Raw genomic sequence first — 13,041 nt, 5'->3', positions numbered from 1 at the left:
TCGAAAGGAGGTCCGCATGGCCGCACCGCTTTATTCGACGAAGGTGGGTGACACCTTCTACGCCGAATGCACGTTCGAGGGATCGGACGGCGCGCCGGTGAGCCTCGACGCGGCACAGGTCAGTGTCACCAGCAGCCTGTTGAGCCCCGACGAGAGCCGCCGCGTCGATCTGGCAGTCACGCCGCTCGACCAGGCGCAATATCCCGGCCGCTACACTTTGCGCACCGAGACCGCCGATTTCGACCCCGGCTACTGGACCTGGGACATACGCTATCGCGACGCCAACGGCGATTTCGCCAGCGCGACCGCAACGGTGCGCGTGCTGTTCACCGCGCCGGTGACGCTGTGAGCGCCGCATCATCGCCGGGCAGCACGACCCGGGTGGAGATCGTCGACGGCGCGACGCGCACCACCCTGACGCTGGGCACGCCGGGCCCGCGCGGCCTCTCCTACCCCGAACAATTGTTCGACGCCGATCTGATCGACACGCCGTCGCTGGACGCGACCAACGATTTCCTGCGCGCGCCGGCGGTGGACGCGACCGATGCGGCGAATGCGGCAGCGGCGTTGGCGGAGGAGAAAGCGGGATTGGCGGTGAGCGCCACGGCGGGGGCGCAGGCGGTGGTCGATGCTAGCCCGACCATCATGGCGGCGCGCGACACGGCGGTGAGCGCTGCGGGCACCGCAACGGCCGCCGCGACATCGCTGTCGGAATCGGTGACCGATGTCACCCGCATGAGCGTGCAGATCAAGGGCAGCATCGGCGGCCGTAGCGCAGGCCGTTGGGTGCCGGGCATCGTCGATGACGTAACCTGGCGCAGCCTGCTCTCCTTCTCGGCCAACAGCGGCCGCGCGAAGCTCATGGGTTCGCACGATCTGGATTTCAGCGACAGCGCCACGGCGGGCCGTCTTGCGCGGCCGTTTGGCTGGGCCATCAAGCTCCCCAACGATCAGGTCGCGCTCGGCATCGACGGCGCGACATATCAGGTCAGCTACCTCGCGCTCACGACTGCCGAGGCGACGCGCCTACGCGCGCTCGGGGGCGGATCGACCTATACCGCGCCGGACCTCGCCGAATCGAAGCGCATCGTTGGGCTGGGGTCGGCGGCCTACCAGACCGCCAATAGCTTCTCCGCAAACACCGTCACGGATACCGGCGTGGGAACCGGGGGTGGCACGGGACGCAATGCGGGCGGCTTCGCATGGTCGCTCAAACTCTCGGACAATCGCGCCCTGATCGGCGTGGATGCCACCCTGCAGATCAGCTACATCGCGGTGAACCCGACCGAGGCCGCGCGCATCATCGGCGTCGGCGGTGGCCTCACGACATCCGGGCTTCTCGTCGCCAACGCGCTGCGGACCAATCATCTTGGCGATGTCGGCGTGGCGACGCGCGGCACCGGCCGCCTTGCCGGCGGCTTCGCCTGGTCGATCAAGCTGGCAAACGGGCAGGCGCTCCTCGGCGTCGATCCGGTCACAACGCAGATCAGCCATCTCGCGCTCAGTCCGGCCGAGGCCACGCGCCTCGTCAGACTTGCCGGCGGCGCGCTGGGCTATAGCCCGCCCGGCCAGCTCCGAGACGGCCGCACGCTGATCGATCCGGTACAGGGCACGACCTATCTCTTCGGCAAGGTGAACAGCCGCGACGGCTTCACCATCGTGGTCAAGCAGGCGAACGCCAGCACGTATTCTACGGCGGTCCCGGACGATCCGCGCAAGCTGGTGATCTTCGCCACTTATGGTCAGTCGAATGCGGGCTGGGGTGGCACGCTCGCCAACGCCAATTACCCGCGCAAGATTATAGGGCCGCTATATCCGTACAGCGTCTTCAGCATGGCAAAGGGGGGCCAGCCATGGCCCGCCACGTCTGCCGATATCGTCGATGACGGACTCGAGAACGATTTCTATCCGATGGCGGACGCCGGCGGAAACTCGATCACCACCGGCATCCCGCAAAGCCAGCATACGATGAGCATGTTTGGCATCGAGGCTGCCTATCGCGCGCGGGGTGAGACCGGCCCCGGAATTGTCGGCCACCTCGATTGGTATGGCGGCCAGCCGCTCACGACGTTCATCAAAGGCACGCAACTATACACAAACCTCATCCAGCACGCGGGGTTGATGGCGAAACTCGGCGGGACCATTTACGGTCGACAGCCGTCCTATCCAGCAATCTCGTTCATTCAGGGCGAAAGCGGGCCGTATGACGGCTCGTGGCTCACACTTGCGACCCAGATGGTAAGCGACATCCGGACCGATGTGCTGGCGGCCATAGCCCCCTATGGTGGCACTGCCGCGCCGGTCGTCCTGTTCAGCCAAACCAACGCAAACGACAATCAGACCACACTCACCAGCGTGCAGCTTGAGCAGTTGCAGATATGCCGCAACCTGCCGACCACGACCGCCATGGCTGGGCCGTCCTACTTCGCGCCGATCCCGGATAATATCCATGCGCTACCCGAGGGCCGCGCAATGGAGGGAGAGGTTATCGGAGAAGCGGTCTGCACCATCGCCAAGGGCGGGACGTGGACGCCGCTGTGGTCGACAATCATGAGCGGCGAGAATGGCGGATACCGGGTCAATCGGTCGGGCAACACCATAACGATCCAATATACCCGCTTCCCGACGGGGCTGGAGTTCGACCCGGGCGGCGCCGTGTCGAACACTGGCGGCTGGGAGCCGGGCCCCAACGACGGTTGGGTGAAACCCGTCAGCGACCCTTACTATGGGTTCTATTACTCAGACGATGCGGGCAACCACATCACCAATGTGGCGCTTGCGACTGACGCTGGGGGTTACTTTACGAAAGTGGTCATCACGCTCTCGGGCAACCCCGATGGCGTCTCGAACCGCTTCCTCTGTTACGCTCGGCACGTTTTCGATTCCGGATCGGCCGACGGATGGTCATCGGTGCGCGGCTCGTTGCGCTCGTGCCTCCGAAAATCGCGACTCCGCGATGAGGGGCTGAATATTCCGCAATTCATCTACGCCTACGCCTGCTGCGAAGAATGGAAAACTGGCGACACAGGAGCGAACCTATGAGCATCGTAATTTCCGGAGCGGGCAGCAATCCAGCACTCCCGCTCGATCAATCCTATGCCGACCAGATTCTCGCGTCTCCCGCGCTGGTCGAATGGTTCGACAGTGGAACATATACGCTTGGTACAGCTCCAGCGGTGCAGACACTAATCAGCCGCAAGCCCGGTGGGCGGACATTGGGACAGGCAGCAAGCGGCAATCGACCAGCCCTATCCGCGGCTGGCGCTATTGGCTCTTATTCGGAGATCACGTTTACCGGCGCGCAAGTGATGCGCATGTCCTCCACAATCGATCTTACGCAGCCATTTACGTGGGTCGCAGTCATGCGGTTCGTCGCCTCGAACAGCACCACGTCGATCGTCGACAATCAGAACGGATCGGCCCGCAGCTCGCTCATTCTTACGTCCCAAGGCTATCTCGCTTTCGCGCAGGGTAATGGCATTGCTGCTATGTCGACGCCCCCATCGGTTGGTTGGCATTTCATAGTCTGCGGCCACGACGGGAACACGGCCAGCATCGCCGTTGACGGCGGAACGGCCGTTACGCACGCAACCGACAATAATGCCTCCACGCTGGTGCTGGAATTGGGCGCAAACAACGCGTCGTTGACCTACCCACTTACGGGTGGATTTGCCGATCTGATCATGCTCTCGGGCTCACCAACCGCTAATGCGGCGCTGATCGAGTTGATCAAAACATACTGCCGTGCGGCATACGGTAGCAGCGTCTCGATTGCCTAATCACATACACGCAGCGATCAAAAAGACACGTGAGTAAGGCCCGTTCTGCCCATGCGCGCGCCCGAACCGACACCGAAGCTCGGTGACTCATTTGCAATGCGAGTATCAAGTGGGAATGTGCGGCACCACACGAACCGGTCTCCCCCAAGAGCAAGCCCGCGGCGATGGCACGACCTACAACGGCGACGCGGGCCCCCTAGCCTGGGCATTCCTGAGCTAGTTTCACCCCGATCCAAAGGCATCATGCGCTCATTTAATGTGGCATCACGGCCTTTGGCCCGCTACCTGCGTAAATCCTGTCGCATGGGGTACGCATGAGAATCGGTCTTATCGGGAATTGCCAAGTCCAGACCCTGGAGGCGGTGTTAGGGGTTATGCTGCCCGGATCGATCTTCTCTGTGCTCGATTTCTCAAAGCCCGAATGGCAAGACGCGGCAAAACGTGAAGTTTTCTCTGGACAACTGAGTGAATGCGACATTGTCTTCGCTCACCCTAATGTTTATTCTCACGTTTCAACAGAAGAGCTTCGCAATCTTTTAGGCAAAAAACTCGCCTTGATCGGGAATTTTTACTTCCGAGGATATTTTCCAGATATTTGCTACATCGGCGGAATTGGGAAGCGTTTACCAAATCTTCTTAGCTACCACAGCATCGTTGTGGTTCGGTCATATTTACTGGGCCAAACGCCGGAACAGTGTTTGGCTGATTTCTCCGAGAAAAAATATTCGGAGTTTGGCTTCTTTGAAGATTGGAAAATTTCGCTGGAAGCACTTCGAGGGCGGGACGCTACGGTAGACTATCCTATAGCTGATCTAGTTGAAGAATTTGCAGTTGACAGGCAAATTTTCCATACTGTCAACCATCCAACAATAGATCTAATCGCTTATTACCTAAGCGACGTTTGCAAGAAACTTGGGCTGCAAATTCCCGCAACCCGGCTTTGGATGACGGCGGATCCACTATATGAATATGGAATGCCGCCAGTGTTTGATTTCTTGGCTGGCCATCATAACCTGCGTTTTCGATCGACCCAATTCTATAAAATGAGTGGCGCCCAATTCATTACTGCGGATGCGTTTATTCGGGGAAGCTATCGACAATATGACATTGCCAATCTTCGCGAGGAGCCGATCGCCATTAGTTCACCTGGTGAGCTAAAAAATCGTGGACTGCTGCCGGAAATCGTAACAAAACCAACCACTATAGCGGTTCAAAGTGTGTGATTAGGGCTCCCATCTGACGCCGGATCGCAGTAAGCGGGCAGGTGAACCGGCAATCAGCGAGTTATTCGGAAATTCGCCCGACACAAACGACGTCGCTCCGATGATACTCCCAGAACCAACACGCGCTCCTTTGGCAATCTGCACATATTCGCCGACCCAGACCTCGTCGCCAATAACGATCGGCCTTTGATCGTTTATCCGGAGGCCTGATTCTATATCGAAGATCTTGTGCGCGTCGGATGGGCGGATCCGGATAGTATTTGAGAAAAGGCAACGCTCGCCGATTTCCACGGTGGAGCCTTCATGGGCGGCAACGTGCACGCCCAACATGGCGGTACGTCGACCAATACGAATAGTGGCGCCATCCGCGGCAAACAATTGCCCGTTAAGTGCGCAATCCGGGCCAATTTCCACACGAGATCCCGAGCCGCGAAGCGTGATCACGAGATTGATGTGACGAATAGATGGCTCTACTATAACCGTGTTGTTGGTAACATCCCCTTCGATCCGAACATTCTTGGGCAGTTGATCGAGCTGCACGTTATACCCCCGTAACGAAATTCAGCACCGTCCTCCAACCATTTGATCGGATTTCGATCAACCGATTGCACGGACAAGGCGTTTGATAAAGTGTTATCGGACTGCTGGGGAACGAAGCATACTTTCGTCCCTTCCAGCCCCTGGGCGCAACCGCGATTCCGCGGCGAGCCGGCTCACCCCGGCCCATCCGCTGCAGGGCCTTGCTTATGACGGCTACCGAATTATCGCCCGAGCCTCGTCTCACCTCCGCCTAGGCAAAGCCGCACGATGCCCTTCTACGCATGCTTCATCGGCGATTCGCTCACCGACGCGCAGGACATGTTCGATCTGGCGCCGGCCGACTATCGCGCTCATCGCATCAAGCAGGCGATCGATGGGCAATATGGCACGGATATAACGGCGCGGCGGTTCGGCGTCGCAGGGCAGACGAGCGGCCAGATCCTCGCCCGGGCACGGATCGCACTCGTCGTGCGCGGCATTCCCGATCTCGTCAGCCTCTATGCCGGAGCCAATGATCCGCTTCGATCGAGCCATGTGCGCGGAAATGCCGCTACCACCATGTCGATCCCGCTCGCGGCGCAGCCGGGCTTCGATGCCGGCCACGGCATGGCGGTGGGCAGTTGGGTCATCATCGACGGCGCATCGCGCAAGATCGGCGCCATCGCCGACGGTGCGATCATGTTGGCCAGCCCGCTTGCGGCAGCGCCGGCCGACGGTACGCCGGTGGCGATCGATACCCGCACCAATCTGGTCGAGATCGTGCGCATCTACCAGGCGATGCGCGGGCCGCACGTGGCGCGCGTCGTCCTCCACGAAATGCATATGAAGAACTGGTCGATCGGCGGCGATGGCATAGAGAGCGAGGATCCGGTCTATGCCGGTATCCGCGTCCAGCAGCGCCTGGCGCGTGACGACATCGCGACGATGCCCGGGGTGGAACTGGCCTATGTCGACAATCTGGCGGCGATGCGCGCACTGATCGATGCGGGCGTCGAGACACTGCATTCGGATTGCTGGGCCACCTCCACCAACAACCAGCATCTCAACTGCATCCGCCAGCGTGGCGGGCTCAAGCCGGGCGGGCAGGATGTGCTCGCCGCCAACGAGATCGCCGCGATCCAGGCGCGGCCGGGCTGGATCAGCGCGATCGCGCCGCCGGCTGATCTTCAGCGCTGTGCCGCGCGAGAGACCATCGCATATTGATTGTGGCGTGACGCCAGGCGGGTCATTCGTCCGATCCGGATGCGGACCTTTCCTGCGCCCGCGCGGCGCGCTCCTGCTCCGCCCAGGCATGCTCATGCGCGTCATTCTCGGCAATCCAGGCGATATATTCGGTCACCGTCATCGGCGGCGTCGTCCCGCCAGGATAGGCCAGGGGCGCGGGCTCTTCGATTTCGTCGATCGGATCCGCCGGACGGCGACAGGCCATTTCGGGCTCCTGATCGGGATCGGGGCCCACACTAACGTCGAACATCTCGCCCCTCCCACCAACGATGCGCGGTGACAATGCGGCGGCGCCTCTCGTCCCGGCGGGGTTGCTGGATGATGAACGCTCTTGCCAATCGCGTAGCGCTCGATCCGCCCCCGATCTTTTAATGCCGTAGCCGCAGACAAAAGTGAAATCGGCGCCGTAACGATAGCGGCGAAATCCTGCTCGCTGTGGCGAACCGACAACACAGCTTCCGCACCCCCTCACCCGCTCGGGAGACCAGGACCATGGCACACCGCATCGTCGCCCGGCGGACCGCATGACCGCGCCCGCGAAACCCCGCTGGCTCGATTGGCTGCCCGTCGTCGGGATGATCCTCACGATCTGCGGGCTGATCTGGATGGGCGCGCAATATGCCGCGCGCGTCGACGACAATACACGCCGCATCGCCGTGCTGGAGGATCGCGCGCAGCGGCGCGACGATGGGCTGGCGACGATCGATGCGCGCCTCGCGCGGATCGAAGGCCGGCTGGATGCGATGCGCGACAAGGGGGGCCACTGATGGGCGGACTGACCTTGATCCTGATCGGGATGACCGTGATGCTGGTAGCCCCCATCCAGCGGCTGACCGCGTACCGGCGCGAGCATCCCGGAATCGCGACGCCGCTACGCACCGCTTACCCGCCTCCGGACGATCCGGGCTTTGCGGAGGATCTGCTCGATACGATCGGCTAGGCGGACCGGGCCCGCGCCGTGTGCCGCACGCTAGCGGTAATAATCATAGTCCTTGGTGTTACGCGGGATCAGCCGGGTGAAGATGAGCAGAATCACGTTCATGATCAGCCACGGCGCGACGATCAGGATTGTCCATTGCAGATAGATCGAGCGACGATTGCACCGCAACGTCGTGAACCAATGCCCCTTGCCCGGATCGGTCGGGAGCGCATCCTGCTGGACGGTATCGATATCGATCGACCAGGGCAGGCAATGATTGACCGCCGTTTCGTGATCCAGCCATTTCTGGATCGCCTCCTGCGATCCCATGATCGGGCTGACTTCGCGCACGCTCATATGGCCCCAGCCAAAGGCCATTATCATCGCAGAGATGCACAGCGCCAATGGGACAAGGACGATTTGAGCCGGGATCAACCGCATGCGCGCGCTATAGCAAAATCGGCGGCGTCGGGAAGCCGGCAGACGCGGATGCGGCGAGCGCTGATGTCTCGACCTGCGCCGTCGCTTTAATCGGCATGGTCATCGTTCTGCACCTGCTCCGGAATCATCCGCATGAGCGCCAGCAGCACCAGATTCATGAACAACCATGGGCCGATAATCAGGATCACCCACTGGACATAGATGCTACGATGGCTGCAGCGCAGCGTCGCAAACCAATGCCCCTCGCCGGGCGCGGCAGGCCGCGCATCCTGATCGATAGTATCGACGTCGATCGACCACCGAAGGCATTCCTTTACCCTGCTCTCCTGATCGGCCCACCGCTGAACGGCTTCGGCAGAGCCCATGATCGGGCTGGTTTCCTGAACACTGGTATGGCGCAGGCCGGTAGATATCAGGATTATCGATAAGACCAGCCCCAACGGGACCAGAAAGATCTGAATCGGACCCAACCGCATGCGCGCGCTATAGCTCAATCCCCTCCCCCGGAAAGCCGGGTGTCGACAGGATGCGACCAATCGCGACGGCGCCGGAACCGCCGTGCACTTCGCGCCGTTCAGGCGGCGACAGTGAAAGGCGAAACGATGGGCAAATATTCGGCGCGCAACGAGCAGGCACCGCACATCGTGGCGGACGACGATCCCTCGGCGATCGCCTTGCTCAAGCGCGAGCATCACCGCTTCCGCGATCTTTTCGACAAGGCGCGCGATGCCGAGGGTACGGAACTGGTCTCGATCGCACGCGAACTATGTATGCGGCTGGAAGTCCATATGACGATCGAGGAGGAGCTGCTCTATCCCGCGCTCAAAGCGGTGATCGGTGCCGACGAGGTGGACGAGGGAATTGTCGAGCATGACGCCGGCAAGAAGCTGATCGTCGAGATCGAGAATTTAGACGGGACCGAGGAATTGTACGCCGCCAAGGTCCATGTGCTGGGCGAACAGACGATCCATCATATCGACGAGGAGGATGGGGAGCTGTTCGAGGACGGCAAGAAGGCGCACGCCGCAGGCAAGGTCGATCTCGACGCGCTCGGGAAGGCGATGCGCGATCGGCAGGCCGAATTGTACGGCGAGATCCTCGAGACCGGCGATCAGGGCGAAACCGAGGAGGCAGACGCCGAGGAAATTCCGACGGCTTGAGTCCTTCCCGACACGGGGCGGATCTCGACGTCATTCATTCGCGCGAAAGCCTGTAACCCCGGTGTAACCCGCGGGAAACGGTACGTTACATGACTTGATCCGAAAATGCGTGCCAGCGGCCGCCGACGCCATCCCGGCCGTAGGAACTGCTGTTGGCCCGCTTCTCCGTTCATCTCCTTACCTTGGTCCTGTCGACCGCCGCGCCGGTCGGCGTCGCGGTGGCCCAGAGCACGCCCGCCAAGCCCACGGCCGCCCCCGCGCCGGTCGAGGATGGCGGCACGATCACCGTCACCGCGTCACGGCTCGATCTGCTCGGCCGGGCGTCGACCGCCAGCCAGGGGACGATCACGGCGAAAGAGGTTGACCTTCGCCCGATTTATCGCCCCAGCCAGCTGTTCGAGAGCATCCCCGGGCTGGTCGTCACGATTCACTCGGGCGAGGGCAAGGCGCAGCAATATCTTATCCGCGGCTACAATCTGGATCACGGCACCGATTTCGCCAGCTTCGTCGATGACATGCCGGTCAACCGCCCGACCAACACCCATGGCCAGGGCTATGCGGATCTCAACTTCCTGATCCCGCAGATCGTGAGCGGCATCGATTACACCAAGGGGCCTTATTATGCCGCGATCGGGGATTTCGGCTCGGTCGCCTCGGCGCACACGAGGCTCGCCAACCAGATTCCCACCCAGCTGACGGTCACGATCGGCACCGATAAATATCAGGAGTTGTACGGCGGCACGACCTTCCAGCTGAAGGGCGACCGGCGGCTGCTCGCCGCGATCGACATGAGCCATTATGACGGGCCGTGGCATCCGGGACAGGATTTCAAGAAGATCAATGCCGCCCTGCGCTACAGCCAGGGCACGTCGCTCGACGGGTTCAGCCTGACCGGCCTGTATTACAAGAGCGCCGGCGGGCTCATCACCGATCAGCCGCTGCGCGCGATCCAATCCGGGCTGATCGATCGCTTCGGGACGCTCGATCCGACCGATCACAGCAAGTCGCTCCGCTACAGCCTGTCGGCGCATCTCGACAAGCCGATCGGGCCGGGCCAGTTCGCGCTCAGCCTTTACGGCATCCACAGCACGATGACGCTGTGGAACAACTTCACCCATTATCTGGACGATCCGATCAACGGCGATCAGGAAGCCCAGAGCGAGAGCCGCAATACGTTCGGTGCGGTGGCGGCCTATACGCTGCACAACGATCTTGCCGGGATCCAGAGCGAGACGATCGTCGGATTGCAGGGCCGCTACGACAATGTCCTCGTCACGCGCCGACACACGCTCAACCGCAAGACCGTGCTCGATTATTGCACGCTCGAGCAGGCGGATGGCCCGGCGATCGATTATCCGACGGTCAATACCTACTGCAACGCCGATCGCGTGCATCTGCTCGATCTGTCGCCGTACATCCAGAACACGCTGCACTGGACGTCGTGGCTGCGCACTGTCGCCGGTATCCGCGAAGATTATTACCACGCCACCGATCATAGCCAGGTCACCGGCACCGGCGGGCGCGGCAGCCAATGGCTGTTCCAGCCCAAGGGCAGTCTGATCCTCGGGCCATGGGCCAGGACCGAGCTCTATTTCAGCGCAGGGCGCGGTTTCCACTCGGACGACGTGCGCGGCGTGTTCGGCACGGTGCCCGAGGAAGGCACGCCGCTCTCGGGCGGGGTGACCCAGTTGCTTGCCAGTACGACCGGCTACGAAGTGGGGCTGCGCACCGACATCATCCCCAAGCTGACCCTGCAGCTCGCCGCCTTCCAGCAGGATTTCAAGTCCGAGCTGGTCTACAATCCCGACACCGGCCAGGACGAGGCCGGTGCGCCGAGCCGGCGCAAGGGCATCGAGGTATCGGGGCAATATCACCCGTTCCGCTGGCTCGAACTCAACGCCGATCTGGCTTTCGCCAAGCCGCGTTATCACGTGAAGGATCTTGCAGCCTACGGGCTCGACGCGCCCTATATCGCCGATGCGCCCACCTTCATCTATTCGGCGGGCATCCTCGTCGACAAGCTGGGGCCGTGGTCGGGCAGCCTGATCTGGCGGCGGCTGGGCAACCACCATCTGAGCGATGGCGAAGCCTATCCGATCGACAAGGGCTATAGCGAGTTCAACCTCGATATAGCCTACACGCTGCCCCACGGCTGGCGGCTGGGAGTGGGCGTGTTCAACCTGTTCAACAGCCACGACCAGGCGGCGGATTATTATTATACCAGCCGCCTGAAAGGCGAACCGCTGGAAGGCGTCACCGACTTCCAGACCCACCCGCTGGAGCCGCGTTCGGCCCGGTTCTCGATCACCAAGACTTTGTGAACAACCCCTTCCCCGCGCCGGGGAGGAGCGACTTCACTCCACCGCGTAGATATCGATCAGCACCCGGCGCGGCTCGCGCCGGCCGACGCCGATGAACAGCCGCCGTGTGAAATCGGCCAATGCGGGCGCGGCGGTCGCGAAGCGGTAGGCCGCGCGAAAATAGATTAGCGCGGGATCGACCGTTTCACCCGCCAGCAACGCCTGCATGGCTTCGGGCGGCCCCGATCGGATACCGCCGCCGCTGACCTCGACCAGATCGCCCGCGTCGGTGCGGAGCGCATAATGCGCCTCGAGCTCGGTCGTCCCATCGGGCAGGACGCGTTGCCAATCCGCCCCGCCGGGCAGGATCGTCGCGTCGAACCGCCCGCTCGCCGACCCGCCTAGGATCGGTACGCAGCGCCGCTCGGAGCCGCTTGCGCGACCGAACAATTGCGGCGGCGCGACCTCGGCCACCACCGTGAGCCACGGTTCGGCCGAGAGCGAAGGCGCCCCGCTGTCCATCAGAGCCGCCCGGCCTGCTCGTCGAGCAGTTGCGCGGTCGCCACCGCCGGCAACCCGCCGAAGATCGCCACGAGCACGCCCCCGAACAGGCTGGAGACGATCAGCCAGAGAATCCCGAACGGGGTCAGACTGAGCTGCATCATCGCCATCTGCGCCTCGGCCATGCGTTGCGCCGCCTCCGGATTGCCGGGCTGCGACATGGCCGTTCCCATTGCCGCGAACATCGGCGCCATCATCGGCAGCATCACGACCAGCATCGCGATCAACAACACCAGCCAGACCACGAAATAGGCGCCGAACAGGGTCCAGAAGCGTCCTTTGGTCAGCCGCCACGCCGGGCCGATCACGATCTCGCGCCGCCACAAGGTCAACGGCCCCACCACCGACAGGCGGATGGCGACAAAGATGAAGGGGATGAACACGACCAGCGCGAGCAGCAGAAAAATCACGGGCATGGCCCCCCTGCCGGCGCCCATGGAAAGGGTCAGGATCGCCCCCAGCACACCGATCACGAGCCCCAGGAGGAAGCTGAACAGAAAATAGGCCACGGTGAGGACGACCATCAGGCCGAGCAGGCGCAGCTCGTCCATACCGACGCGCAGATAGGCGAAGCCGCGATCTTCCGGAAACAGCACCGCGCGAAAGACGGCATTGTACAGCACCAGCAGGATCAACATCATCGCCAGCATGACCAGGAAGAAGCTGCCGAACGGCGGCGTCGTGGGCGGCAGACCCTGCGCCCGTGCGGTGATCGCCGCCGCCTGCGCCTGGTAGAAGGGCGCCATCCCGAGACGCATGACGATGCCGAGCAGCAGATTGATGCCCGCCCACACCGCGATCGAACGCAGGTTCGCCATCACGAAGCGGAACGTCCCGCCGATGATCGATCCGACCGTGACCATAGCTTCCCCCTTCAGCCTATCCTGCCCCACC

General features: G+C 62.2%; 15 protein-coding genes. 9 read left to right on the top strand and 6 right to left on the bottom strand.

Annotation, left to right across the window (positions count from 1 at the left end):
• The first annotated feature begins 16 nt into the window (after window positions 1–16).
• From AB4Z44_RS21725 to AB4Z44_RS21710, 4 genes are all read left to right on the top strand, one after another.
• A complete protein-coding gene (locus AB4Z44_RS21725; protein ID WP_404711732.1) occupies window positions 17–349 on the top strand; it encodes a hypothetical protein in 333 nt (110 codons plus the stop codon).
• A complete protein-coding gene (locus AB4Z44_RS21720) occupies window positions 346–3,042 on the top strand; it encodes a hypothetical protein (RefSeq protein ID WP_404711731.1) in 2,697 nt (898 codons plus the stop codon). Before AB4Z44_RS21725 ends, AB4Z44_RS21720 begins: the two co-directional genes overlap by 4 nt.
• A complete protein-coding gene (locus tag AB4Z44_RS21715) occupies window positions 3,039–3,779 on the top strand; it encodes a hypothetical protein (RefSeq protein ID WP_404711730.1) in 741 nt (246 codons plus the stop codon). The genes AB4Z44_RS21720 and AB4Z44_RS21715 overlap by 4 nt, the downstream gene beginning before the upstream one ends.
• 314 nt (window positions 3,780–4,093) lie before the next feature.
• Window positions 4,094–5,002, top strand: coding sequence for a WcbI family polysaccharide biosynthesis putative acetyltransferase (locus tag AB4Z44_RS21710; protein WP_404711729.1), 909 nt, complete (start codon window positions 4,094–4,096; stop codon window positions 5,000–5,002).
• Here the strand turns inward: AB4Z44_RS21710 and AB4Z44_RS21705 are convergent, their stop codons facing one another.
• Window positions 5,003–5,542, bottom strand: coding sequence for an acyltransferase (locus AB4Z44_RS21705; RefSeq protein WP_404711728.1), 540 nt, complete (start codon window positions 5,540–5,542; stop codon window positions 5,003–5,005).
• Between the two features lie 267 nt (window positions 5,543–5,809).
• On the opposite strand from AB4Z44_RS21705, the gene AB4Z44_RS21700 reads away from it, so the two are divergent.
• Window positions 5,810–6,745: an SGNH/GDSL hydrolase family protein gene (locus AB4Z44_RS21700; protein WP_404711727.1), complete on the top strand. Its 936-nt coding sequence runs from the start codon at window positions 5,810–5,812 to the stop codon at window positions 6,743–6,745.
• A 22-nt stretch (window positions 6,746–6,767) separates the two neighbouring features.
• Here the strand turns inward: AB4Z44_RS21700 and AB4Z44_RS21695 are convergent, their stop codons facing one another.
• The gene (locus AB4Z44_RS21695) at window positions 6,768–7,016 is read right to left on the bottom strand and encodes a hypothetical protein (RefSeq protein WP_404711726.1); all 249 of its coding nucleotides are present in this window, start codon (window positions 7,014–7,016) and stop codon (window positions 6,768–6,770) included.
• Window positions 7,017–7,290: 274 nt separating this feature from the next.
• On the opposite strand from AB4Z44_RS21695, the gene AB4Z44_RS21690 reads away from it, so the two are divergent.
• A complete protein-coding gene (locus AB4Z44_RS21690) occupies window positions 7,291–7,533 on the top strand; it encodes a hypothetical protein (RefSeq protein WP_404711725.1) in 243 nt (80 codons plus the stop codon).
• A complete protein-coding gene (locus AB4Z44_RS21685; protein ID WP_404711724.1) occupies window positions 7,533–7,706 on the top strand; it encodes a hypothetical protein in 174 nt (57 codons plus the stop codon). The genes AB4Z44_RS21690 and AB4Z44_RS21685 overlap by 1 nt, the downstream gene beginning before the upstream one ends.
• Window positions 7,707–7,736: 30 nt before the next feature.
• Here the strand turns inward: AB4Z44_RS21685 and AB4Z44_RS21680 are convergent, their stop codons facing one another.
• Window positions 7,737–8,063, bottom strand: coding sequence for a hypothetical protein (locus AB4Z44_RS21680; RefSeq protein ID WP_404711723.1), 327 nt, complete (start codon window positions 8,061–8,063; stop codon window positions 7,737–7,739).
• Between the two features lie 149 nt (window positions 8,064–8,212).
• Complete coding sequence (locus tag AB4Z44_RS21675) at window positions 8,213–8,620, bottom strand: hypothetical protein (RefSeq protein WP_404711722.1); 408 nt, start codon at window positions 8,618–8,620, stop codon at window positions 8,213–8,215.
• 93 nt (window positions 8,621–8,713) lie between these two features.
• Here AB4Z44_RS21675 and AB4Z44_RS21670 point away from each other — a divergent pair, with 93 nt between their 5' ends.
• Both AB4Z44_RS21670 and AB4Z44_RS21665 read left to right on the top strand, forming a co-directional pair.
• A complete protein-coding gene (locus tag AB4Z44_RS21670) occupies window positions 8,714–9,286 on the top strand; it encodes a hemerythrin domain-containing protein (RefSeq protein ID WP_404711721.1) in 573 nt (190 codons plus the stop codon).
• A 152-nt stretch (window positions 9,287–9,438) separates the two neighbouring features.
• Entirely contained in the window at window positions 9,439–11,607 is a 2,169-nt protein-coding gene (locus AB4Z44_RS21665; protein ID WP_404711720.1) for a TonB-dependent receptor, read from the top strand.
• 33 nt (window positions 11,608–11,640) lie between these two features.
• Here AB4Z44_RS21665 and AB4Z44_RS21660 read toward each other — a convergent pair whose 3' ends face one another.
• Complete coding sequence (locus AB4Z44_RS21660) at window positions 11,641–12,108, bottom strand: DUF3237 family protein (protein ID WP_404711719.1); 468 nt, start codon at window positions 12,106–12,108, stop codon at window positions 11,641–11,643.
• Window positions 12,108–13,010: a hypothetical protein gene (locus tag AB4Z44_RS21655; protein WP_404711718.1), complete on the bottom strand. Its 903-nt coding sequence runs from the start codon at window positions 13,008–13,010 to the stop codon at window positions 12,108–12,110. The genes AB4Z44_RS21660 and AB4Z44_RS21655 overlap by 1 nt, the downstream gene beginning before the upstream one ends.
• Between the last annotated feature and the right edge of the window lie 31 nt (window positions 13,011–13,041).

The organism is Sphingomonas sp. MMS24-J13 (genome assembly GCF_044905095.1).
Taxonomy (GTDB): domain Bacteria; phylum Pseudomonadota; class Alphaproteobacteria; order Sphingomonadales; family Sphingomonadaceae; genus Sphingomonas_I.
This window is presented reverse-complemented; position numbering and strand designations above follow the sequence as displayed.